This window comes from Haloarchaeobius amylolyticus, assembly GCF_026616195.1.
In the GTDB taxonomy this organism is placed as follows: domain Archaea; phylum Halobacteriota; class Halobacteria; order Halobacteriales; family Natrialbaceae; genus Haloarchaeobius; species Haloarchaeobius amylolyticus.
This window is the reverse complement of record NZ_JANHDH010000001.1, coordinates 1283427-1304603: the sequence shown is the minus strand read 5'-3', so window position 1 is coordinate 1304603 and position 21177 is coordinate 1283427. Positions and strand designations below refer to the sequence as shown.

24 protein-coding genes are annotated in these 21177 nt (G+C 69.3%); 15 read left to right on the top strand and 9 right to left on the bottom strand.

From position 1 onward, the window contains the following. Positions 1-10: 10 nt before the first annotated feature. Together NOV86_RS06685 and lwrS are read left to right on the top strand one after the other, a co-directional pair. On the top strand, positions 11-286 hold the full coding sequence (locus tag NOV86_RS06685) for a 4a-hydroxytetrahydrobiopterin dehydratase (protein WP_267640563.1): 276 nt from the start codon (positions 11-13) through the stop codon (positions 284-286). Between the two features lie 2 nt (positions 287-288). After that, the gene (gene lwrS / locus NOV86_RS06680) at positions 289-666 is read left to right on the top strand and encodes an LWR-salt protein (RefSeq protein ID WP_267640562.1); all 378 of its coding nucleotides are present in this window, start codon (positions 289-291) and stop codon (positions 664-666) included. Between the two features lie 7 nt (positions 667-673). Here lwrS and NOV86_RS06675 read toward each other — a convergent pair whose 3' ends face one another. Beyond that, a complete protein-coding gene (locus NOV86_RS06675) occupies positions 674-1684 on the bottom strand; it encodes a M48 family metallopeptidase (RefSeq protein ID WP_267640561.1) in 1011 nt (336 codons plus the stop codon). 93 nt (positions 1685-1777) lie between these two features. On the opposite strand from NOV86_RS06675, the gene NOV86_RS06670 reads away from it, so the two are divergent. Continuing rightward, positions 1778-2470: an HAD family hydrolase gene (locus NOV86_RS06670; protein WP_267640560.1), complete on the top strand. Its 693-nt coding sequence runs from the start codon at positions 1778-1780 to the stop codon at positions 2468-2470. Positions 2471-2476: 6 nt separating this feature from the next. On the opposite strand, the gene NOV86_RS06665 is transcribed toward NOV86_RS06670, so the two are convergent. The 3 genes from NOV86_RS06665 to NOV86_RS06655 form a co-directional block, all read right to left on the bottom strand. Then, entirely contained in the window at positions 2477-4246 is a 1770-nt protein-coding gene (locus NOV86_RS06665) for a M3 family oligoendopeptidase (RefSeq protein ID WP_267640559.1), read from the bottom strand. Between the two features lie 76 nt (positions 4247-4322). Continuing rightward, positions 4323-6209, bottom strand: a complete 1887-nt coding sequence (locus NOV86_RS06660) for a molybdopterin biosynthesis protein (RefSeq protein ID WP_267640558.1) — start codon at positions 6207-6209, stop codon at positions 4323-4325. Continuing rightward, positions 6206-7426 (bottom strand): molybdopterin molybdotransferase MoeA, encoded by a 1221-nt coding sequence (locus NOV86_RS06655; RefSeq protein WP_267640557.1) that lies wholly within the window; start codon positions 7424-7426, stop codon positions 6206-6208. Before NOV86_RS06655 ends, NOV86_RS06660 begins: the two co-directional genes overlap by 4 nt. A gap of 73 nt (positions 7427-7499) precedes the next feature. Between NOV86_RS06655 and NOV86_RS06650 the strand changes: the two genes are divergently transcribed. From NOV86_RS06650 to NOV86_RS06625, 6 genes are all read left to right on the top strand, one after another. After that, positions 7500-8306, top strand: a complete 807-nt coding sequence (locus NOV86_RS06650) for a hypothetical protein (RefSeq protein ID WP_267640556.1) — start codon at positions 7500-7502, stop codon at positions 8304-8306. A 74-nt stretch (positions 8307-8380) separates the two neighbouring features. Further along, positions 8381-9178 carry a GIDE domain-containing protein gene (locus tag NOV86_RS06645; protein ID WP_267640555.1) on the top strand — a complete coding sequence of 266 codons (798 nt, stop codon included), beginning with the start codon at positions 8381-8383 and terminating at the stop codon, positions 9176-9178. 75 nt (positions 9179-9253) lie between these two features. Then, positions 9254-9613 (top strand): Hsp20/alpha crystallin family protein, encoded by a 360-nt coding sequence (locus NOV86_RS06640; RefSeq protein ID WP_267640554.1) that lies wholly within the window; start codon positions 9254-9256, stop codon positions 9611-9613. A 6-nt stretch (positions 9614-9619) separates the two neighbouring features. Further along, a complete protein-coding gene (locus NOV86_RS06635) occupies positions 9620-11302 on the top strand; it encodes an AarF/UbiB family protein (RefSeq protein WP_368408723.1) in 1683 nt (560 codons plus the stop codon). Positions 11303-11311: 9 nt separating this feature from the next. After that, positions 11312-11524 (top strand): hypothetical protein, encoded by a 213-nt coding sequence (locus tag NOV86_RS06630; RefSeq protein ID WP_267640553.1) that lies wholly within the window; start codon positions 11312-11314, stop codon positions 11522-11524. A 115-nt stretch (positions 11525-11639) separates the two neighbouring features. Beyond that, complete coding sequence (locus NOV86_RS06625) at positions 11640-12713, top strand: aminotransferase class I/II-fold pyridoxal phosphate-dependent enzyme (RefSeq protein WP_267640552.1); 1074 nt, start codon at positions 11640-11642, stop codon at positions 12711-12713. A gap of 11 nt (positions 12714-12724) precedes the next feature. Here the strand turns inward: NOV86_RS06625 and NOV86_RS06620 are convergent, their stop codons facing one another. Continuing rightward, the gene (locus tag NOV86_RS06620; protein WP_267640551.1) at positions 12725-13999 is read right to left on the bottom strand and encodes an MFS transporter; all 1275 of its coding nucleotides are present in this window, start codon (positions 13997-13999) and stop codon (positions 12725-12727) included. Between the two features lie 214 nt (positions 14000-14213). On the opposite strand from NOV86_RS06620, the gene NOV86_RS06615 reads away from it, so the two are divergent. Together NOV86_RS06615 and NOV86_RS06610 are read left to right on the top strand one after the other, a co-directional pair. Beyond that, on the top strand, positions 14214-14807 hold the full coding sequence (locus NOV86_RS06615) for an NADPH-dependent FMN reductase (RefSeq protein ID WP_267640550.1): 594 nt from the start codon (positions 14214-14216) through the stop codon (positions 14805-14807). 2 nt (positions 14808-14809) lie between these two features. Continuing rightward, positions 14810-15637, top strand: coding sequence for an arylamine N-acetyltransferase family protein (locus NOV86_RS06610; RefSeq protein WP_267640549.1), 828 nt, complete (start codon positions 14810-14812; stop codon positions 15635-15637). Here NOV86_RS06610 and NOV86_RS06605 read toward each other — a convergent pair. Then, entirely contained in the window at positions 15615-15905 is a 291-nt protein-coding gene (locus tag NOV86_RS06605) for a hypothetical protein (protein ID WP_267640548.1), read from the bottom strand. The genes NOV86_RS06610 and NOV86_RS06605 overlap by 23 nt on opposite strands. Positions 15906-16105: 200 nt before the next feature. On the opposite strand from NOV86_RS06605, the gene NOV86_RS06600 reads away from it, so the two are divergent. After that, positions 16106-16447 carry an ArsR/SmtB family transcription factor gene (locus tag NOV86_RS06600; protein WP_267640547.1) on the top strand — a complete coding sequence of 114 codons (342 nt, stop codon included), beginning with the start codon at positions 16106-16108 and terminating at the stop codon, positions 16445-16447. 33 nt (positions 16448-16480) lie between these two features. On the opposite strand, the gene NOV86_RS06595 is transcribed toward NOV86_RS06600, so the two are convergent. After that, positions 16481-17011 carry a DoxX family membrane protein gene (locus NOV86_RS06595; protein ID WP_267640546.1) on the bottom strand — a complete coding sequence of 177 codons (531 nt, stop codon included), beginning with the start codon at positions 17009-17011 and terminating at the stop codon, positions 16481-16483. A gap of 177 nt (positions 17012-17188) precedes the next feature. Here NOV86_RS06595 and NOV86_RS06590 point away from each other — a divergent pair, with 177 nt between their 5' ends. The 3 genes from NOV86_RS06590 (at position 17189) to NOV86_RS06580 (ending at position 19438) form a co-directional block, all read left to right on the top strand. Then, positions 17189-17566 (top strand): translation initiation factor IF-5A, encoded by a 378-nt coding sequence (locus NOV86_RS06590; RefSeq protein ID WP_267640545.1) that lies wholly within the window; start codon positions 17189-17191, stop codon positions 17564-17566. Continuing rightward, complete coding sequence (speB, locus tag NOV86_RS06585; RefSeq protein ID WP_267640544.1) at positions 17567-18376, top strand: agmatinase; 810 nt, start codon at positions 17567-17569, stop codon at positions 18374-18376. A 288-nt stretch (positions 18377-18664) separates the two neighbouring features. Next, positions 18665-19438: a Nif3-like dinuclear metal center hexameric protein gene (locus NOV86_RS06580; RefSeq protein WP_267640543.1), complete on the top strand. Its 774-nt coding sequence runs from the start codon at positions 18665-18667 to the stop codon at positions 19436-19438. Between the two features lie 45 nt (positions 19439-19483). On the opposite strand, the gene NOV86_RS06575 is transcribed toward NOV86_RS06580, so the two are convergent. Beyond that, positions 19484-20536, bottom strand: a complete 1053-nt coding sequence (locus NOV86_RS06575) for a hypothetical protein (protein ID WP_267640542.1) — start codon at positions 20534-20536, stop codon at positions 19484-19486. 278 nt (positions 20537-20814) lie between these two features. Continuing rightward, complete coding sequence (locus NOV86_RS06570) at positions 20815-21117, bottom strand: DUF7967 family protein (protein WP_267640541.1); 303 nt, start codon at positions 21115-21117, stop codon at positions 20815-20817. Positions 21118-21177 lie beyond the last annotated feature (60 nt).

Here is a 21177-nt window from a genome sequence, read left to right as displayed (position 1 = left end):
TGATTCGTCCATGGCCGACGTGCTGTCAACCGACGAAATCGAGGAGCAACTCCCCGAGGGGTGGTCGCTCGAGGACGACGAGATCGTCCGGACATTCGAGTTCGACGACTACATGAAGGGCGTGAACTTCGCCCAGCTGACCGGTGAGATCGCCGAGGCGCAGTTCCACCACCCGGAGATGATCATCCGGTACAAGGAGGTGGAGGTCCGCTTCACCAGCCACGAGGAGGGCGGCGTCACGGAGAAGGACATCGAGATGGCCGAGTTCCTGAACAGGGAAGTGTAGGGATGCACGCCGAGTACGTCTTTGCGGTCCGGTTCCGCCTCGAACCGACCACCGGAGACGTCTCGGTGTCGCCGAACGAGTTCGAGACGACGCTTCTGCGCGCAGCCGACGACCCCGGGACCGACGGGTGGCTCTTCTTCCGGGACAACCTCTGGCGCGGCGAGGTGAACGACCCGACCCACGTCCGGGAGCTAGCGACCGACGCGCTGGGCGTCCCGGTCCTCTCCGTCGAGTTCCGCGGCCTGCGGACCGATTCCGAGTACTTCGCGGCGCTGAAGGAGACCATCGGCGAGAACCTCGACCTGTTCCGGGCCGATTCGGTCCACGAGGTGCTGAACAAGTACCTCGGGAGTTCGATACAGGTCGAGGACGACGACTGACCGGGCTTCATCCGGACTGGCGCAGCCGCTCGACCCGCGCCGCCGTACTCGGATGCGTGCCGGGCAGCCGGTTCGTGAGCTGGATACGCACCTTCTCGAAGCCCCAGCCGTAGGGTTTCCGCGTGCCCTCCGGGCCGAGCATGACGTCCGGTTCCGGGTCTTCGGGCGGTGGCGGGACGATGGAGAACGCCTCGACGCCGTCTGCGGCCCGGCGGTCGAGGGCCGGCGCCCCGGCGAACCGTTCGTCGAGGCTCGCCAGGGCGCTCGCGAGGGCACCGGGGTCGCCCGTCACCGTGACGGCGGTCCGGTCCGCGGCGAGTTCGCGCTGGCGCGAGAACAGCAGGAGGAGGCCGCGCCCGACCGCGAGGAAGCAGCCCCCGACCGCGACCGAGAGGCCGGCGGCGACCAGTTGCAGGAGGTTCCCGTCCTGCTGGAACATGTCGTCGCTCCCGAGCCGGCCGAGCCCCCACTCGAACAGGTCGTCGGCGACGAACACCGGTATCGCACACAGGCTCGTGAGCGTCACGTCGCGGTTCGCCACGTGGGCGAGTTCGTGGGCGACGACGGCGGCCAGTTCGTCGGGCCCGAGCGTGTCGGTGACCGCGGTCGAGAGCACCAGTGTCGCCTCCCGTCGGCGCAGGCCGGTGACCATCGCCAGGGGCGTCTCGCTCTCGACGAGGCGGACCGTCGGGGCCGGCACATCGAGTTGCTGACTGGTCGTGGTGACGAGTCGTGTCAGCCCGCCGGGCACGTCCGTCCGGTGGCGGCCGATGTCGTGCAGGGGCGAGTCGCCGAGTTCCCGGCGCACCGACCAGCCCATGAGCCCGAGTGTGGCGGCCAACCCGACGACGGCTGCGGGTGCGAGGGCGCTCCCCGTGCTCGACCCGGTAAGGCCGAGCACGAACAGGGTCGCACCGGCGAAGACGGCGAAGAGAATGCTCCCGAGCGCCAGCGTGACGGCGAGCAGGCCGACCAGGGCGACCAGCAGCCGGAGGGAGAGCGCGAGGGTGCGGGACATACCAGAGCACCCGGGGCCGCGGCCGATAATTCTTCTGTCGTGTCACGAAAGCCGGAAAGCATTTACACGAATATTGCCTACTCTTCGTTCCTCATGCGACCTGCGGACTACGACTTCTGGCTGTTCGACCTCGACGGCACGCTCATCGACGTCGACTGGTCGTACACCCGCGAGGTGTTCGACGACGTCGGCGCTATCCTCGGCCGGGAGTTCACAGACCGCGAGGCACACATCATCTGGAACGGGCTGACGGGCAAGCGCGACGACCAGCTCCGGGCGTGGGGCATCGACCCCGCCGAGTTCTGGCCCGCGTTCCACTCCATCGAGAACCCGGAGGTCCGGGCCGAACGGACGTTCCTGCACCCGGACGCCGAGTTCGTCGGCGAGCTCGACGCGCCCGTCGGGCTCGTGACCCACTGCCAGCAGTTCCTCACCGACCCGGTCATCGACCACCTCGACATCCGCGACTGGTTCGACACCATCGTCTGCTGTACGGACGACACCGGCTGGAAGCCCGACCCGGACCCGGTGTACCGCGCCCTCGCGGACATGGACGTCGAGTACCGGCGCGTGGCCTCCGACGGCGGGGTCGGCTCCGTCGCGGACGGCGTCCTCGCCGGCGACGGCAGCTGTGACGTTGGTGCGGCCTGGAACGCCGGCCTCGACGCCATCCACGTCGAGCGCCACGGCCACGAGAAGCGTGGCCACTGCGTCATGGGCGACTACCGCGTCTCGACCTTCGAGGACCTGTGGGAGCAGGTGGATTCCGGTACCGCGAGCGACTGACGCCGGCTATTCCGTCAGCGCGTCCAGATAGTCTCCGTACTCTCTGAGCCCCGTCGCCACCACGCCACCGTCCCTGACCGAGAGGTCCAGGCGCCCGAGCAGGTCCATCGCGTACTCGCTCGACCCGGCCCGCAGGAAGTCCCGGTAGGCCCCGGGCGCGAGGTCCCCGTCGAGCAGGCGCCGGGCCGTCGCCAGCCCGCCCGCGGAGCCGAGCAGGTACCAGTAGGCGTGACAGGGCTCGCGGTCGAGGTTCTGGCTCATCCAGAGCGTCGCGTCCGCCTCCTCGAAGCTCACGTCCGGGTAGAACCGCCGCATCGTCTCCAGGTTCCGGGCGTCGATGTGGTCCGCGGTGAGCGTCTCGCCGGCCTCGATGTCGGCGAACAGTTGGCGGACGAACGTCATCCCGCGGGCGGCCGCGAGCATCGGGAGCTTCCGGGTGAAGGTGTCGAGGAGGTGCAGCCGGTCGCGCTCGTCCGCGAACGTGTCGAGCAGGTGTCGCACCAGCAGCGCCTCGTGGCAGAAGCTCGCGATCTCGGCGACGTGGTCGGGGTAGGACTGGTAGGTCGTCGGCTGGGCCGCGTCGAAGTGCTCTTTGTGCATCACGTGGCCGAGTTCGTGCGCGAAGAACAGCAGCGACCACAGGTCGTCGGCGTAGTTCAGGTGGACGAACGAGCCGACCTCGTAGCTGCCGAAGGCGGCCGCGACGATGCCGCGTTTCTCCTGGGTCTCGTACACGTCGACCCGGCGCTGGTCCAGTATCTCGGCGAGGCGGTCGCGGTAGTCGCTGCCGAGGGGTTCGACCGCCGCGAGGACGTGTTCGACGCCCTCCTCGTACGGAATCTCGGGCCCCTCGCCCGCCACGAGAGGCGCCGCCCGGTCCCAGTTGTGGAGGTCGTCCCCGTCGAGGTCCTGGCGGATGTACTCGAGCCGGCGCTCGAAGGGCTCGTAGTGCTCCAGGACCGCCTCCGAGAGCGCCTCGTGGACCTCGGTCGGGAGGTCGTCGGTCGCCATGTCGATTGCCGAGTCGTAGTTCCGGACGCCGGCGCGGGCGTCGGCCGCCCGGAGGTGTTCGGCGTAGGCCTGCGCGGTGGCGACGCGATGCTCGGCGAGGGCGCCGCGGTAGGCGTGGTGGACCCGCTTTCGCACCTCGCGGCCGGGGTGGCTCAGGAGCCTGCCGAAGGACTGACCGGTGACGGTCACCTCGTCGCCCTCGACCGTCACGGTCCGGGGCTCGACCGCGGTCGAGTCGATGCGTTCGAGGACCCGCGAGGGGGCATCGAGCGTCTCGTCGAGGTCGGCGAGCAGGCTCTCCTCGGCGGGTGAGAGGGTGTGGTCGGCCTGCCGGAGCACGTCGTCGAGGAAGTGCTCGTAGGGCGCCAGTCCGGGCGTCTCGGCGACGAGTCCTTCGATACGCTCGCGGCCGGCCTGCTGGATGGCGGGCTCCAGCCCGCTGAACAGCCCGTCGATGCGCCCCCGGAGGTCGCGGGCGCGCTGGCGACGTGACTCGGCGGCCTCGTCGTCGGTGTCGACGAGCAACCGGAGCTGGGGGTAGAGCCAGAGCGGCCCACGCTCGCGGAGGAGTTCTTCGCGCAGGTCGAGTGCGTCGCGGAGGGTCTGGCCGTCGGAGACGACGGAGTCGTCGACCGGTTCGGTGGACTCGACGCGCGCGTCGAGCGCCTCGAACGCCGATTCCCACGCGTCGTCGTCCGCGAACACGAGCGAGCGGTCCCATCGGTACTCGGGTGCGATGTCGGAGCGGGCGGGCAGCGAACTCATTGGTCCGGCTTCGCCCGACCGTCAGAAAGATGTTGGGCCCCGGACAGGTGTATCGGCGCCGCGAGTGGTCGGGGGCCTACGCCTCCTCGTAGCCCGCGAGTATCGCCAGGTCCTCGTCGATGGCCCCCAGCACCGCCTCCAGCACCTGCATCCCGGACTTCTCCACTCTCTCGGGGTTCGCGAGCACCTGCACCTGCTGGTGGCCGAGGGAGACGAAGTCCACGTCGAGCTTCACGGCGGTCGACCGCAGGCCCAGGCCGGCGTCGGCCGTCCCGGCGAGGACCTTCCGGGCCGGGCTCTCGTGGGCCCGCAGGGAGAGGTCGAAGCCGTCGATGGCCGAGACCACGTCGTGGCGGTCCTCGCCCCGTTCTTCGGCCAGGTCCGCGACCGCGTTCCCGAGGCTGGTCCGCAGTCCGGAGTCGGTCGTCCGGTTGACGAACCGGAGGTCGCGGTCGGCGAGGTCGGCCAGCCCCTCGACGTTCCGGGGGTTCCCGTCGGGGACGACGAGCCCCCACTCGCGGGTCCACGCGCCGACGACCTCGGCATCGACCTCGCGGTCGAGTGGGCCGGCGGCGACCGCGAAGTCGGGGACGCCGGAGCGCAGTCGCCGCAGGCCCTGCCGGGTCCCGACCGAGAGGTATCGCGGGGAGTCCACGCGGTCGAGCACCCGGGAGAGGAGCGGGTCGTCCTCGCCGACGCCGAAGACGCTCGGCGGGCGCACGTCGGGCGAGAACAGCTGGACCTGTACCCCCTCTCCCTCGTCGAGGTACTCGGTGTCGGGGGGCACCTCGACCACGCCGTCGGCCTCGACGAGGCTGGTGGTCGCGCCCGAGCCCTTGTCGACGGGGTAGACCAGCGTGTTCCCGTCCTCGTCCTCGACCAGTCCGGCGGGCATCAGCCGCATCCGGCCCTCCGCGTAGCGTTCCTGGACGGCCATCTCGCCCTCGACGGTGGCGGTCCGTGGCTCCGGGAGCCCGGCGGCCCGGCGGATGGCGGGCGCGACGAACGCCCGGAAGATGGTCAGCGCGGAGACCGGGTAGCCGGGGAGGCCGACGTAGGCAGAGTCCTCGAGCCGGCCGATGAGCATCGGTTTGCCGGGTTTCACGGCCACGCCGTGGAGCAGGAGTTCGCCCTGGTCCTCGATGACCTGGTAGATGACGTCGACCGCGCTGGCGCTGGTGCTCCCCGAGGAGAGCACGAGGTCGCACTCCTCGCTCGCCTCGACGAGGATGCGCTCCATCTCGTCGTAGTCGTCGCCGGCGTGGGGGTAGAGCTTCGGGACCCCGCCCGCTTCCTCGACGGCGGTGGCGGTCGTGTAGCTGTTCACGTCGTATATCTGGCCGCGCTCGCTGTGGAGGTCCGCACCGGGGCGGACGAGTTCGTCGCCGGTCGAGACGATGCCGACCACCGGTTTCCCCCTGACCGGGACCGCCTCGACGCCGAGCGCCGAGAGCAGGCCGATCTCGCGCGAGGTGAGCCGGGTGCCCGGCCCGAGGGCGCGCTCGCCCGCGGCCACGTCGGCGCCGGCGAACATCACGCCGTCGCCGGGGGCGACCGCGGAGTAGACGTCGACGTGCTCGCCGTCGGCCGATTCGTCGGTCTTCTCGACCATGACCATCGCGTCCGCGCCGTCGGGCATCACGGCGCCCGTGGATATCTCGACGCACTCGCCGACGCCGACCTCCACGTCGGGTTCGGTCCCGGCGTGGACCTCGCCGACGAGGTCCAGCACCGCGGGGTCGGCCTCGTCCGCGCCGAAGGTGTCCTTCGCCCGGAGCGCGTAGCCGTCGAGTTTCGCCCGGTCGAACCCGGGCACGTCGATGGTCGCGTCGATGCGCTCGGCGAGGACGCGACCGCGGGCGTCCTGCAGCGGGACCGTCTCCGCCTCGGGTTCGAGGTCGAGGCTGGCGATGGCCTCGTGCGCCTCCTCCGGCGGGGCCAGGTCGCGGAACTCCTTCCTCATGCGGACCACTCCCAGTTCTGGACCGCGATGAGGTCACCTTCGGGCAGTCCCTCGATGCCCTCGCGTATCTCGACCCAGCCGTCGGCCAGTGCGACAGAGGAGAGCACGCCCGAGCCGCCGGCTCGTACCGGGACCGCCACGCGCTGGCCGTCCTTCGAGTCGAACCGAACCCGGGCGTAGGTCCGCACGCCGGGTTCGCTCGGTATCTTCCGGTCGAGCATGGCCGGGTTCGTCGGGGGTTCCTCGACGGGGAGCTCGCCGGTCCACTTCACGGCGTGCCGGAGGAACTGCACCGCGTTCACGATGCAGGCGACGGGGTAGCCCGGCAGCATCACGACGGGCGTGTCCTCGACGATGCCGAGGGCGACCGGGTGTCCCGGTTTCAGGGCGACCCCGTGGACGAACACCTCGCCCAGTTCGTCGACGACCTCGGGGACGAGGTCGCGCTCGCCGACCGAGGAGCCGCCGGTCGTCGCGACCACGTCGTGCTCCTCGCAGGCAGCAGCGATGGCCGTCTCGAGGTCGTCCGGGTCGTCGGTGACCACGTCGTACCGGGTCGCGTCGCCGCCCCATCGGTCCACGAGCCGCGAGACGGTCAGCGAGTTCGTCTCGATGACCTCGCCCGGGCCGGGGTCCGCCTCGACGAGTTCCTCGCCCGTCGGGATGACGCCCACGCTCGGGGGCTCGAACACGGACACCGACTCGATGCCGACCGACCGGAGCAGGCCCAGGTCCGACGGCCGGAGCCGGTGGCCGGGGTCGTAGAGGTGCTGGCCCTCGCGGACGTCCTCGCCCACGGGCGCGACGTTCTCACCCTCGGCCAGTGCGTCGAACACCTCGACCTCGTCGCCGAACCGGTCCGTGTGCTCGATCATGACGACGGCGTCGGCCCCGTCCGGGAGCGCGCTCCCGGTGTGGACCCGGACCGCCTCGCCCGGCATCGGGTCGTCCTCGACCACGCGCAGCACCTCCGGGGAGCGGTCGCTCGCCCCGAAGGTGTCGCTCGCCTGGACCGCGAAGCCGTCCATCGCCGCCCGCGAGTAGTCGGGCACGTTCCGGTCGGACTCCACCGGCTCGGCCAGCACCCGCGCGTCGGCCTCGGGCACCGCGACCGTCTCCGTCCGGTCGAGTTGCGTCACCCGGTCGGCCAGCGCCTCCCGCGCGTCGTCGACCCGCGTCCGCTCCTTGAACCCGGATTCCTTCCTGTCCTCGTCCATGCACGGAACTCTGCCCGGAAGTGGCAAAAGCCTGCGGGAGCAGGATTAAGTGATGGCGGTTTGATATGCGGCCATGGCTGGACTCCTCGCGAGCGTCGTCATCGTCCTCCTGATGAGCCCGCTGGTCGTCTTCGGCCTCGCCTCGGCGGCCGAGGGCGTCGGCCAGCTCCGGGCGGTCCGTCACGCACTCACCCGCGAGCCGGCAGACCTCCTGACTGGAAACCCGACCGGCGAGTACGTCGCCGTCGTGGGCGAGGCCGAGACCTACGAGGAGACGCTGCAGGCGCCCATCACGGCCACCGAGTGCCTCACCTACGAGGTGGACGTACTGCAGGAGAAGACGACCGACTACATCCCGATACTCGACGAGTACCAGCGGGCCAGGCGCGAGACGGTCCCCGCCCCGTTCCTCGTCCGGACCGAACAGGGCCAGCGCCTGCTCGTGGACCCGACCGACGCCGACTGCCGGCTCGACGGCGAGTCGGTGCCGCTCCCCTCCGGGCGGGAGCCACCGGCCCGCATCGCCTCGTTCCTCGAAGAGCAGGACCTCTCCGACGAGTCCGAGGTCGACCTCGCCGGCTACGAGATGGACGCCGAGACCTACGGGCTCGACCGCAAGTTCCACGAGAAGCGTCTCGACGTGGGCGAGCAGGTGCTCGTCCTCGGCCGGCTCGACCGCGAGGGCGGCACTGGCGCGGTCTCGGGCACCATCACGGACGGTGGCGACGACCGGTTCGTCGTCGCGGACACGTCCCAGCGGTGGGCGGCGATGCGGCTGGCGAAGACGGCCGTGTTCTACACCCTCGGTGGCCTGCTGCTGGCCCTCGCGGCGGCATGGACCGCGGCGTACCTGCTGGTTCCGGGGCTGGTGCCGCCGTGAGTCGGCGCATCGACACCGGCCGGGCCGGCGCAGGCAGACGTGACAGTTATCGGGAACGCTGCTGAAGGGCCGGTATGGTCCTCGGTCTCTCCACGTTCGGTCTCCTCGCATCCCTCGCCGGGTTCGCCCTCGTCGGGTACGGCGGGCTCGCGGCCCGCGACGCCTACCGCATCCACGCCAACGACCCGAAATCGGCCTACGAGGCGCGCAACAGCGGCCCCTTCGAGATAGAGGGGACGGCGAAACCGCACGAGGAGTACGTCCGGTCGCCGTTCACCGACACGCAGTGTCTGGCCTGTCGCTGGAAGGTCGAGGAGTACCGCACCAGCGGGAAGAACAGCCACTGGGCGACCGTCGACGAGGGGACCTGGTGGCGACCGTTCCGGGTCGAGGACGACACCGGGCAGGTGCTCGTCGACCCGCAGGGCGCCCGGTTCTCGCTCGAGGAATCGAGTCGTATCGAGGTGGACGGCGGGACGATGCCGCCCGAGCAGGTCCAGCAATTCATCGACGCCAACGAGGCGGTCGACTCCGAGAACACGTCGGTCGACCTCAAGTTGTTCAGGCTCAAGACGGGCAACGACCGGCGCTACGTCGAGGAACGGCTCGACGTCGGCGAGACGGTCCACGTCCTCGGGCACAGCCGACCCGACCCTGACCGCGAGTTCGGGTCGCGGCTGTACGCCATCGTCGGCGCCCCGCAGCGACTCGACAGCGGGCCGCTGGGGAACCTGCTCGCGCGACTGCTGGAGCCGCCGTTCCTCGTCTCCGACACCACCGAGCGCGGGGCGGTCCGCCGACTGGCGTTCCGCGCCGTGGTCCCGCTCGCCATCGGGGTCGCCTGCCTCGGCTTCGCGCTCGTCCTGTTGTGAGACCGTCTCACGGCCGGGCGGCCATGCGGTACCGCATCCGCGGCCTTTTTCGCCCCCCGAATCCAAGGGTCGCCCATGTCAGCGCTGCGTGACGCGTTACGGGAGCTTCCGGACGCGGTGTTCGCCGACTTCCTCGAATCCGACGAGGCGTATCTGCTGGTCATCGACCTGCCGGGCGTCACCGCCGACACGCTCGACGTCTCCGTGAAGAGCGGCCGCCTCACCATCGAGGCACGCCGGGAGAAGGACGTCCCGCCGGAGTTCCGCTACGACCGGGAGGACCGGTCGATGTTCCTCGACGCCGAACTCCCCCTGCCGCCGGACGCCACCCCCGAGGGGGCCGAGGCGACCGTCGAACGCGGCGTCCTCCGGCTCACACTCCCCAAACGCGGGGCCGCCGAGGAGACCACCATCGAGATAACGGACGCCGAGTAAGCCCGGGTGGTCACGCTGGTCTCCCTCCGCGCCTACTGGCGCTTCTTCGTCGTCGCGCGCCAGTTCCTCCCGTTGCTGCTCGCCTACGCCCGCGACCGCCGCAAGTACCTGCTCTTCGGCGGGAAGCGACAGGTCGACCGAGAGACGCGCGTCTACCGCGCCGAGCGACTGCTCGACTCCCTGCTCACGCTCGGGCCGACCTTCATCAAACTCGGACAGCTGCTCTCGACCCGCCCCGACATCCTGCCCCCGGAGTACATCGACGTGCTCTCCTCGCTCCAGGACGACGTGCCCGCCGCACCCTGGGAGGAGGCACGGGTCGTCATCGAGGACGAACTCGGCCCCGTCGACGAGGTGTACGACGAGTTCGACAACGACCCCATCAGCGGGGCGAGCCTCGGGCAGGTGTACCGCGCCCGGGTCGACGGCGAGGAGGTCGCCGTCAAGATCCGCCGGCCGGGCATCGAGTCGCTGGTGAACGCTGACCTCACCGTCATCAAGTGGTCGCTCCCGTTCCTCATGCGCTTCGTGGGCGAGGCCCGGGCGTTCTCGCTGGAGAACCTCGCCGACGAGTTCGCGAAGACCATCCGCGAGGAGATGGACTACCAGCGCGAGGCCCGGATGCTCAACGAGATCCGGAGCAACTTCGCCGAGGACGACGACATCGTCATCCCGGAGGTGCTCGCGGGCTACTCCGGGCCGCGCGTGCTCACGATGCACTACGTCACGGGGACGAAGATCAACGACATCGACGACCTCGACGAGAAGGGCATCGACCGGAGCGAGGTCGCCGAGACGCTCCAGCGCGCCTACCTGAAGATGATCATCGAGGACGGCGTCTTCCACGCCGACCCGCACCCGGGGAACCTCGCGGTCCAGGACGACGGCTCCATCATCTTCTACGACTTCGGCATGTCGGGCCGGGTCGACTCGTTCGTCCAGGAGAAGATCGTCGAGTTCTACATCGCCGTCGCCAACCAGGACATCGACGGCATCCTCGACTCCCTCATCGCCATCGGGACGCTCTCGCCCAGCGCCGACCGCCAGGTCATGGGCGAGGTGATGGAACTCGCCATCGCGGACGCCCGCGGTGACGACATCGAGCAGTACCGCGTCAACCAGATCATCGCCCAGATCGAGGACTCCATCTACGAGTTCCCGTTCCGGCTGCCCGCCAACCTCGCGCTGGTCCTGCGCGTCGCGACCGTCGTGGAGGGCGTCTGTGTCACCCTCGACTCCGACTTCGACTTCATCAGCACTGCCACGGAGTACCTCACCGAGCAGGGCTACCGCGAGGAGTCCATCAAGCAGTTCGTCGGGGACACCCGCGACCAGGCCTGGGAGTCCGCCCAGTCGATGCTGCGGGTCCCGCCGAAACTGGAGAACACGCTCGACCGCGCCCAGCGCGGGAACCTCACGGTACAGATCGAGCTGAACGACTCGGCGGGGACACTCGACAAACTGGCGAAACGGCTGGTCTACGCCCTGTTCTTCGCGTTCGGGCTGGTCTCCTCGTCGGTGCTGTACGCCGCCGGCGGCGTCTGGGAGGTCCGGGCTGCCGCCGTCATCGCGGTGTTCTCGCTGTTCACCCTCGTCGGCCTCTACCTCTCGTTCCGGACGAAGAAGGGCATCCGGGCGCAGCCGCAGTTCACCCGACAGAACCTGCGCGAGCGCCGCGGGAACGAGTAGCCGACCAGCATGTGGCACCTCTACCACCGGGTCGACCGGTGGCTCCGGGGGCTCCCTCGATACCAGTACGCACTGTTCTTCGGGCTGTCGGGCGGTGTGGGCGTCCTTCTGGCCGGTCTGCTGGTGAGCGACGAGTTCCTGATTCTGCAGGCCGGCACGATGGCGCTCGTCATGTTCGGACTGGAGGCGGTGTTCGGCCTGCACCAGACGGGCGAGGGCTGAGCGAGCCGGCGCGACCGCCCTGCTCTCGTCCCCCGCACCGGGCCCGGGTTCGCACGCCGCCAGCGCCGACGCCGGGACCCAACGACATTTCTACCAGCCCCACCCACGACCACGCATGGACATCGAGCCCTTCGGCCTCGAACGGTGGTTCGGGCAGTACGAACACGGCGCCGACATCATGCTCGCCGAATCCGGCATCCGCCCGCTCGAGCCCTCGCGCTTCGACACGGACCCGGGGACGCTGAACTACGTCATCCCGACCGACGGCGACCCCGAGTTCCGGGCCGAGGTCGGGGAGCGGTACGGCCGCGGTGCCGACGAGGTGTGTTTCACCTGCGGGACACAGGAGGCGAACCTGCTCGTCTTCCTCTCGCTGCTGGACGAGGGCGACCACGCGGTCGTCGTCACACCGACCTACCAGGCGCTCCGGTCGGTGCCCGAGGCCGTCGGCGAGGTCAGCACCGTCTCGCTGGAGCCCCCCGAATGGGAACTCGACGTGGACGCGGTCGCCGACGCGATGCGCGAGGAGACGAGGCTCGTCGTGTTGAACAACCCGAACAACCCGACCGGGCGGTACCACGACGAGGCCAGGGTCAGGGAGCTGTACGACCTCGCGGCCGAACACGAGGCCTACCTGCTCTGCGACGAGGTGTACCGGCTGCTCGCCGAGGACCCGCTTCCGCCGGTGGCCAGCATGGGCGAGTGGGGCATCTCGACGACCAGCCTGACGAAGGCGTACGGACTGGCAGGGCTGCGATTCGGGTGGATCGCCGGCCCCGAGGACGTGGTCCAGCAGGCCGTCGAGTGGAAGGATTACACCACCATCTCGCCACCCATCTTCGGCCAGCACGTCGCCCGGCAGGCCCTCGGCGAGCAGGAAGCGGAGATACTGGCGGAGAACCGCGAACTGGCGCAGACGAACCGCGACATCGTCCGCGAGTTCGTGGTGGAACACGACCTCGACTGGTACGACCCGGTGGGGGTGAACGGGTTCGTCTCCGTGCCCGAGGGGTTCGCGGACGCCCGGGAGTTCTGTGTCGCCGTCGTCGAGGAGGAGAGCGTCGTGCTCGCGCCGGGCGACCTGTTCGGATTCGACGGGTACTGGCGGCTCGGGTTCGGGCTACCGACCGACGAACTGGAAGAGGGACTCGACCGCGTGAGCCGGGTCATCGAGCACGGCGGCGACTGACCTCGCCGCACTCAGTCCGCCACCGACGGCCGTTTCTCCCCGACGCTCCCGGCGCCCGAGGCCGACCGGACCGGCGAGACCGCCACCCACAGCACCCCTGCGCCGAGGGCGACCACGACGCCGGCGAGGGCGATGGTCCGGACCGCACCGGTGCCCTCGGCGACGGCGCCACCGCCGAGCTTGGCCAGCCCGGAGGCGAGCGAGAGCGCCATCGAGGCGCCCGAGAGAACCGTCGCCCGGCCCACGTCCGTGAGCCGGTCGTTGAGGTACTGGTTCCGGACCGGCTGGAGGATGGTGTGGACCGCCCGGTTCAGGAACAGCACCGGGACGACCAGCACGGGCAGGACCAGCGCGCCGGCGTAGAACACGCCGACGACGGGTGCGACGAGGAGGAAGACCCCGGCGACGCCGAGGTGGTCCTCGAACCACCCGGTCGAGGCGGCCACACCCGCGGAGACGAGCTTGAACGCGGCGTACAGCGCGCCGAAGGCCGGGAGGGGGACGCCGACGGCCGCGGCGGCGGGCTGCTCGAACGAGCGCGTCAGCCCGAACAGGCCGGCGAACAGCGCGGCGTAGACGAGGAACCACCGGACCGAGGGGCGACCGAGCTGGAGTCGCAGGGTCCAGACGGCGTCCCGGACCGTGAACAGCTCGTCGTCGGGCGCGTTCTCGGGGGCGTCCTCGGGCGCCTCGTCCGCGTCCGCCGAATCCGCCTCGACCGCCGCGTCCGCGGTCGCCGGGAGCGTCAGCAGCAGCGGGATTCCCGACGCCGCCAGCGCGGCGTTCGCGAAGAACGGGATGGTCCAGTCGACCGTGGCCAGCACGCCCGAGAGGAGGGCCGTGCCCGCGGAGACCACGAGCAACACGGTGCTGGCCCGGCCGCGGTAGCGGGCGAAGTCGTCCGCGGCGCCGCGACTCGCGAGGAGTTCGTACAGCCACGCGTCGACCGTGCCGGACCGGAAGGCCCAGCCGGTCGCCCAGACCACGTTGAGCAGCATGTACTCGACCGGCGTGTCGACGAAGACGTACGCGACCAGCGAGAGCGCGGAGAGGCCGTTCCCGAGCGCGAGACTGGCCCGGCGGCCGATGCGGTCGCCGAGGTAGCCCGTGGGTATCTCGGCGGCGACGAGGGCGAACGAGAAGACGGCCTTGATGGCCCCGATCTCGGCCAGCCCGAACTGGCGGACCTCCAGCAGGTAGAGCACGCTGACCGGGAGGTAGAGCCCGTAGGAGTTCGTGAGGTAGTAGAGGTAGAACCGTCGAACGAGCGGGCGAACGTCGGTCATCACGTGTGGAGGTACGGATACCACGGAAAAGTGACTTTTCGGAAATACGTTTCTGTAATCTATCTGTTTGGTCTGTCGCTCGGCCCCAGTTCCGGCGAGATTCGGCGCGTCAGATGTGGCGAACGGCACGGATGCGGACGTGTAAGAAACCATACTGTAATTCGTCTCAGCGAGCGCTTTTGTGGGTCTCCCGGGTAGGTGTGCGTACAACACGATGTCCGCCGACCCACACGTCCTCGCCATCTGTGGCAGTCTCCGCGAGCACAGCAAGACCAGAACCGCCCTCCGCGAGGCCCTCGACGCGGCGGCCGAATCCGGCGCAACGACCGAACTTCTCGACCTCCGCGAGTACGACCTGCCGCCGGTGAACGCCGACGACATGGCCGCCGGCGACGCCGACGCCCTGCGCGAGCGTGTCGCCGCGGCCGACGCGGTCCTCCTCGGGACGCCGAACTACCACGGTTCCTACGCCGCCCCGCTGAAGAACGCGCTCGATTACTGCAAGCGCGACCAGTTCGGCGGGACGACCGTCGGCCTGCTGGAGGTCGCCGGCGGAAGCTACCCGAAGCCCGCACTGGCGCACCTCCGCGGGGTCGCCCGGACCCTGAACGCCTGGACGCTCCCCCACGAGGTCGGCATCCCGGATTCCCACGAGACGGTCGGCCGGGACGGCATCACCGACCCGGCTATCGAGCGCCGGGTCCGGGAACTCGGCGAGCAACTCGTCGAGTACGCCGGCGTCGACCGCTATCCCGAGATGGCCGAAGAGCGCGGCGACCAGCCGGCGGAGGCCACGGGGCGAGCCTGACCATGGAGGCGACTGGCTATCTCCGGCGCATCGGGCTCGAACCCGACAGCATCTACGAGCCGGACCTGGCGACCCTCGCCCGCATCCAGCAGGCACACGTCACGAGCGTCCCGTTCGAGACGCTCTCGATCACGGGCCACCCGCACCGCGAGGACGCCGGCGAGGGCGTCTCGCTCTCCCTCCCCGACCTGTACGAGAAGATCGTCGACCGTCGCCGCGGAGGGTTCTGCTTCGAACTCAACGGCCTGTTCGGCTGGCTGCTGGCCGAACTCGGCTACGAGCGCGACCGCGTCGCCTCCATGATGCTGAGCGACGACGGCGACCCGAGCCCACCCGCGAACCACCACACGAACGTCGTGACGCTGGACGGGCGGCGCTACGTCGTCGACGTTGGCATGGGGATTCCGGTGCTCAGACGGCCGCTTCCTCTCGACGGCGAGGAGCTGACGGACGAGGTCGGCGTCGACTGGCGCGTCGGCGAGAGCGACCGCCCCGACGCGGACTACGTCACGCAGTACCGCAAACCGGGCGAGGACGACTGGTCGAACCGGTACGTCTTCCGGGACGTGCCCCGGGAGCTGTCGTACTTCGAGGCGACCTGCGAGTACCTCGCGACCGCCCCGGAGTCGACGTTCACCGGCGACCCCGTCGTCTCCATCGCGACCGGGACGGGCCACCGCAAGCTCACGAGGGAGACGGTGACCCGGTCGTGGGGTGCGGAACTGGAAGAAGAGGCGGTCTCCGAGACGGACTGGGACGAGGTACTGCAGAACGAATTCGGTATCGCGCTCGACCGCGAGCCCGGCCTCAGAGCGGGAGCAGGTGGATGAACTCCTCGATCTCCACGTCGTCGACGCCGTAGGCGGTGACGCGGCGGCCGTTGTGCGAGAACTGCGTGTACGTCGGCGACATCACGCCGACGACGCGGTCGATGGGGATGGAGACGTAGTCGTAGTCGTCGGTGTTGACCTGGTCGAACCCGACCACCCAGTCCCAGTCCTCGATGACGAAGGCGGCGTCGACCTGTGCGGGCTGGTCGTCGGCGTAGTAGATCTTCGCGACGGAGCTGGCGTCCGGGTGGGGCATCGTCGTGCTCATGGGGTTCCTGACGCCGCGAGAGGATTTATAGGCGTATTGAGACGTGCTCGCAGTCGGGTCGCGAACGCGTCTCCGGGGGACTCGCGGCCCCGATAGACTCTCTGGAACACGGACATATCGTGGTAACCTCTATGTAGGATGGCAGTCACCTTTCCAGTGTGTACGGGACCTGCCGTGGGACCCGGACCGGCTCCCAAGCCATGACAGACCCAACGATCAGACGGGGTGACGGCGTGACGGGTATCACGGACAGGTCCGACCTCGACACGCTGGCGGCGGTGCTCGACCCGGACTGCCAGCGCATCCTCGCGACGCTCGGCACCGCTGCACGGACCGCACCGGAACTGGCCGACGCGTGCGACCTCCCGACGTCGACGACGTACCGGAAGCTCGACAAACTGTGCGACGCGGGCGTCGTCGAAGAAGGTGTCCGGGTTCGGACGGCCGGCAAGCCGGCGAGCGAGTACCAGCTCACGCCGACCGACGTGTGCGTCAGCGTGACCAGCGACGGCGACATCGTCGTCGACAGGCAGTCCGACTGAGACTGCCTCGCCGTCGCGGTCGTGCCTGCCCGGTCAGCCGAGCAGGTACGTCATCCAGCGGTTCTGCTCGACGAACTCGGTGTCCTCGAGCCACGCGTCGACGCCGAGGATGCGACCCGCACCGAACGCACCCAGCCCGAACAGGAGCATCGCGTAGACCACGTGGTCGTCGATGATGAACGAGTGCTGGAGCGGGAAGCTCGCCAGCCAGTAGAACAGCATCATGATGGCCGCCCAGAAGGCGCTCCAGCGCACGAACGCCCCGATGAGCAGGGCGAGCCCGGTGAGTGTGAGCCCCCACATGTTGAGTGGGTCGATGAGCCAGAGCCAGTCCGCGGCCAGGGCCTCCCAGAAGCCCGCCATGAAGTTCTCGCCGGAGGCGGCACCCATCAGGTAGCCCTGTGCGGACCAGTCGCCGGCGAGGACCTTGTCGATGCCCGCGTAGAACAGTACCCAGCCCATGGTGAGCCGCATACCGAGCAGGGCGTACCCCACCCACGTCTCCGAATACTCGAAGCCTGTCTGTCTGCCGAACAGTTCCATCTCGGGTTCTCTCGTCGCCATCTGTGAATCACCCATGGTACCATACACCATTCGAAGACTTATATCGAGACGAGACTTCCAGCGCCGTGAGAAAAAGCCCCAGTCGGGCGTCTCTGGCTCGCGAACAGCCCTCGGGACCGGTCCCCGTCGCTGGGGCGTTCCAAACCGTTTATACCAGTACGGGAGGAACGCTGGAACATGGCTAAAGAGCAAAAGGAAGTTCGTGACCTCCAAGAGGGTAGCTACGTGATGATCGACGACGCCGCGTGTAAGATCAACCACTACTCCACGGCCAAACCGGGCAAGCACGGCAGTGCGAAGGCCCGCGTCGAGGCCGTCGGCGTCTTCGACGGCAAGAAGCGCTCGATGTCCCAGCCGGTCGACGCGAAGTGCTGGGTCCCCATCATCGAGCGAAAGCAGGGCCAGATCGTCTCCGTCGAGTCCGACACCGTCGCCCAGGTCATGGACCTCGAGACGTACGAGACGTTCTCGATGTCCATCCCGGCGGACCTCGACGTCTCGCCCGACGACGAACTCGAGTACCTCGAACTCGACGCCCAGCGCAAGATCGTCTAGATGTTCCCGGGAGCCCGCGCCGACCGCGACGATTCGGACTACGTGGTCGTCGGGGCTCCACTCGACGTCTCGACGACCTTCCAACCGGGGACGCGGTTCGGACCGGACCGCGTCCGTCGTTTTGCCGAAACGTACGACGACTACGACCACCGGACGGACCAGTACTTCTCGGACCTGCACGTCCACGACCACGGCGACGTCCGCGCCTGGGACGACGCCGAAGAGTACCTCGACTACCTCGAGGGCGTCTGCCGGGACGCGGTCTGGGACGACGCGATACCCCTCCTGCTCGGGGGTGAGCACACCATCACGCTCGCGAACGTCCGGGCGGTCGAACCCGAGGTGTTCGTCTGTCTCGACGCCCACCTCGACCTCCGCGCCGAGTACGACGGCAACGAGTTGAGCCACGCGACCGTGACCAGGCACGTCCTCGACATCGCCGAGGAGGCCATCGTCCTCGGTGCCAGAACGGGCTCCGAGGCGGAGTGGAACCGCGCCGCCGAGGCCGACGTGACGGTCGTCCCACCCGAAGACGTGGCCGACTGGGAACCCGACCTCGGCGACCGCGAGGTCTACCTCTCGGTCGACATCGACGGGGCCGACCCCGGGTTCGCGCCGGGGACCGGGACGATGGAGCCCTTCGGCCTCGCCCCGCGGGAGATGCGGGACGTTATCCGCGCACTCGGCGAGTCCGGACAGGTCACCGGTTTCGACGTGGTCGAGGTCAACGACCGCGACGACGGCCAGGCCGCGGCACTCGGCGGGAAGCTCCTCCGCGAGTTCGTCTACGCCGACGCTGCCTCGCGCTGAGTACCGTTCGTCACTGCCGGAGAGAAGTCGACGGCACGACCGGCCGACGGGGCGTCACGTCCCCTACGTCAGCCGTTTCAGTTTCCGCTTGATTCGTCGCCTGACGCGTCGCGGCAACCGCCGCCACGCTCGCATCGCCTTGCTGAGTTTTCCCATGCTGTCTCACCTCGGTTCGGTCCGGTGTGGAACACGACAGGCTACGCCGCCCGCCCAGTTGAGGGGCGGCCCACGACACTGAGGGTGGCAGGGAACCGCCGCGTACAAGCCGCCGGCGGTCGTTGGTCCGCTATGGAGCTCACCGAGTTCTGCGACCGACTCGACGAGGAACTACGGACCGAGGACTGGGCGAGCCTCGACGCCAGCGCGAACGGCCTGCAGGTCGGCCCCGCCGAGGCCGATGTCGAGCGGGTCGCGTTCTGCACCGACGGGGTCGAGGAGACGTTCCACATGGCCGCGGAGTGGGACGCCGACGCGATGGTCGTCCACCACGGCATCTCCTGGGGCGGCATCGAGCGCGTCACCGGCCGCCACTACGGCCGCATCGCGCCCCTCGTGGAGAACGACGTGGCGCTGTACGTCTCGCACCTGCCCCTCGACGGTCACCCGGACCTCGGGAACGCGGCCGGCGTCGCCGACCTGCTCGACCTCGCGAACCGGGCCCCCTTCGGCGAGGTCGGCCCGGAACACGCCGGCCAGCAGGGTCGCCTCCCCGAGCCACAGAGCGCCGAGGAGCTGTGCAAGACGCTCGAGGTCGAGCTCTCGACCGGCGGCCAGCCCGTGCAGGTGCTCGACTTCGGCCCCGACGAACTGGAGCACGTCGCCATCGTCACCGGCGACGGCTCGGACTACATCGACGAGGCCGCCGCCAGGGGGGTCGACGCCGTCGTGATGGGCGAGGGGAAACAGAAGACGTACCACGAGGCCCAGGAGGCCGGGCTCACGGTCGTCCTCGCCGGCCACTACGCCACGGAGACCTTCGGCGTGCGCAACCTCCAGTCGTGGGTCGAGGAGTGGGACGAGGACCTGGAGACGACCTTCTTCGACGTGCCGACCGGGCTCTGAGGCGTCGGCGTCACTCCCGGCTCCGGCTCCGACGCTGACGCTGACTCAGCGAGACGTGTGGACGCCGTCGCCCGGACCGCCGGGTGAGAGGTAGTCGAACTCGTTCGTCGGGAGCGTCCCGGTCGTCCACACCATCTCTCCGTTCTTCTGTACCTCGAGACCGTCGTAGGGCTCGAAACGGTCGGCCGAGACGCGGGACGCCAGTTGCTCGGTGCTGGCCTGTTCGGCCTCGGCGTAGGTGTACGCGCAGGTCAACTCGGTCGTCTCCGACCCGAAGGTCCACGACCTGAGCCTGCCGGAACGCCCGTCGGCCCACCGGGTCGTCGACCCGTCCATCGCCTCCGGGTAGCACGTCAGCGCGTGCGGGTCGTCGACCAGGCCGAGCAACGCCCCGACGTAGCTGTTCGCGTCGGCGTACCGGTCCGTCTCGCCGGCCTTCGCGTCGAGGATGGCCTCGACGAAGGCCCGTTTCTCCTCCTCGGGCGTGTAGCCCGTCGTCACGATGGCGTCCGCGGAGACGGCGAGGACGGGCCCCGTGTCGTAGAGGTCGAACCCGCGGTAGCGGTCGAGGTGGGTGCCGGTGTGTTCCTCGCCGTCGTCGTACGTCCCCCTGACGCCCGTGAGCTGGTCCCGTACGGCGCCGGTGTCGAACGAGCCGAGGACGACCTGCATACCGGGGAGACCGAACCGCATCGCGGCATCGACCGGCCCGAGGTCGTAGTCGTCGAGCGCCTTGACCCGGCTGGCACGCGACGCCTCGGTCAGCAGGCGCTCGTGGGCGTTCTCGTGGAGGACCTCCTTCTGGGCCTCGATGGCGGCGAGGTCGTGGTACGCGACGCCGTAGCCGTCGTGGTACGGTGAGTCGGCCGGCGAGGGGAGCCACTGCGCCAGCGCGGGTGGCGTCCCGGTCGACCCGGGTCGGTCCGACGCGTCGGTCGTCGTGTCGGTTGCCGTCCCGGTATCGGTCGAGGGGTCGTCGGTCGTGCCGCCCCCGTCGGAGGTGAACGACTCACCGATGCACCCGCTCAGTGACGCGAGGGCGCCACCAGCGAGGGAGAGCCCGGTCGTCCGGAGGAGGGACCGTCGGCTGCAGGGCATGTCCAGAGGTCCGCCGACCAGTCACATAAGTTTTGTCCACCAGTCGATATGTCTGTGTGTTTCAAAACAGGTGGAGGGGCTCGTGCTGACCGTCGAAGGCGGTAGAATCGAACGACAGGATGGGGGATACCGCTTACTTTCAGCCGGCAACCTACCCCCACTGGATAGTATCGGTTTCGGTATGATACGCCGGTCCGGGGCGTCAGGGAATGCAGCAGACCGCCGGCGTCCAGCACGGCCAGTCGTGGGTCGGGAGAGGAAGCGAAGAACTGGCGGACTCAGACCGTGTCGTCGGGGTCGTGTCGCTCGGCCATCCGGTCGGCCTCGGTGGCGTACCGCTGTTGCGTCTCCGGGTCGTCGACCGGGACGAGGTCGTCTGTCGGCACCTCCCTGGCGGCCGTCACCTCGGGCGCGCGACCGGTCCCGAACCGGTTGAACGCCCACTCCTTCTGGAGGTACTGGCTCCCGTCGGGTGTCGCGTAGACGATGACGAGGATGTTCGGGGAGTCGGCCGAGTACGTCCGTTCGACCATCCACACCTGCGTCGTCTCGCGTTGCGTCGTGCCGATGGTTCCTGTCATAGGTGCGGCTACGCGGCCGTCGCTCGTCAACGGTGCTGCCGATTCCCAGCGACGGAGAAC

What these genes read in the sequence shown, in the direction of transcription:
- NOV86_RS06590 (WP_267640545.1), top strand. Translation starts at nt 17,189, where the DNA reads ATGGCTAAAGAGCAAAAGGAAGTTCGTGACCTCCAAGAGGGTAGCTAC.
- NOV86_RS06595 (WP_267640546.1), bottom strand. Translation starts at nt 17,011, where the DNA reads ATGGCGACGAGAGAACCCGAGATGGAACTGTTCGGCAGACAGACAGGC.
- NOV86_RS06615 (WP_267640550.1), top strand. Translation starts at nt 14,214, where the DNA reads ATGTCCGCCGACCCACACGTCCTCGCCATCTGTGGCAGTCTCCGCGAG.
- NOV86_RS06685 (WP_267640563.1), top strand. Translation starts at nt 11, where the DNA reads ATGGCCGACGTGCTGTCAACCGACGAAATCGAGGAGCAACTCCCCGAG.
- NOV86_RS06620 (WP_267640551.1), bottom strand. Translation starts at nt 13,999, where the DNA reads ATGACCGACGTTCGCCCGCTCGTTCGACGGTTCTACCTCTACTACCTC.
- NOV86_RS06655 (WP_267640557.1), bottom strand. Translation starts at nt 7,426, where the DNA reads ATGGACGAGGACAGGAAGGAATCCGGGTTCAAGGAGCGGACGCGGGTC.
- NOV86_RS06570 (WP_267640541.1), bottom strand. Translation starts at nt 21,117, where the DNA reads ATGACAGGAACCATCGGCACGACGCAACGCGAGACGACGCAGGTGTGG.
- NOV86_RS06640 (WP_267640554.1), top strand. Translation starts at nt 9,254, where the DNA reads ATGTCAGCGCTGCGTGACGCGTTACGGGAGCTTCCGGACGCGGTGTTC.
- NOV86_RS06645 (WP_267640555.1), top strand. Translation starts at nt 8,381, where the DNA reads ATGGTCCTCGGTCTCTCCACGTTCGGTCTCCTCGCATCCCTCGCCGGG.
- NOV86_RS06665 (WP_267640559.1), bottom strand. Translation starts at nt 4,246, where the DNA reads ATGAGTTCGCTGCCCGCCCGCTCCGACATCGCACCCGAGTACCGATGG.
- NOV86_RS06630 (WP_267640553.1), top strand. Translation starts at nt 11,312, where the DNA reads ATGTGGCACCTCTACCACCGGGTCGACCGGTGGCTCCGGGGGCTCCCT.
- NOV86_RS06610 (WP_267640549.1), top strand. Translation starts at nt 14,810, where the DNA reads ATGGAGGCGACTGGCTATCTCCGGCGCATCGGGCTCGAACCCGACAGC.
- lwrS (WP_267640562.1), top strand. Translation starts at nt 289, where the DNA reads ATGCACGCCGAGTACGTCTTTGCGGTCCGGTTCCGCCTCGAACCGACC.
- NOV86_RS06625 (WP_267640552.1), top strand. Translation starts at nt 11,640, where the DNA reads ATGGACATCGAGCCCTTCGGCCTCGAACGGTGGTTCGGGCAGTACGAA.
- NOV86_RS06580 (WP_267640543.1), top strand. Translation starts at nt 18,665, where the DNA reads ATGGAGCTCACCGAGTTCTGCGACCGACTCGACGAGGAACTACGGACC.
- NOV86_RS06575 (WP_267640542.1), bottom strand. Translation starts at nt 20,536, where the DNA reads ATGCCCTGCAGCCGACGGTCCCTCCTCCGGACGACCGGGCTCTCCCTC.
- speB (WP_267640544.1), top strand. Translation starts at nt 17,567, where the DNA reads ATGTTCCCGGGAGCCCGCGCCGACCGCGACGATTCGGACTACGTGGTC.
- NOV86_RS06675 (WP_267640561.1), bottom strand. Translation starts at nt 1,684, where the DNA reads ATGTCCCGCACCCTCGCGCTCTCCCTCCGGCTGCTGGTCGCCCTGGTC.
- NOV86_RS06600 (WP_267640547.1), top strand. Translation starts at nt 16,106, where the DNA reads ATGACAGACCCAACGATCAGACGGGGTGACGGCGTGACGGGTATCACG.
- NOV86_RS06660 (WP_267640558.1), bottom strand. Translation starts at nt 6,209, where the DNA reads ATGAGGAAGGAGTTCCGCGACCTGGCCCCGCCGGAGGAGGCGCACGAG.
- NOV86_RS06650 (WP_267640556.1), top strand. Translation starts at nt 7,500, where the DNA reads ATGGCTGGACTCCTCGCGAGCGTCGTCATCGTCCTCCTGATGAGCCCG.
- NOV86_RS06670 (WP_267640560.1), top strand. Translation starts at nt 1,778, where the DNA reads ATGCGACCTGCGGACTACGACTTCTGGCTGTTCGACCTCGACGGCACG.
- NOV86_RS06605 (WP_267640548.1), bottom strand. Translation starts at nt 15,905, where the DNA reads ATGAGCACGACGATGCCCCACCCGGACGCCAGCTCCGTCGCGAAGATC.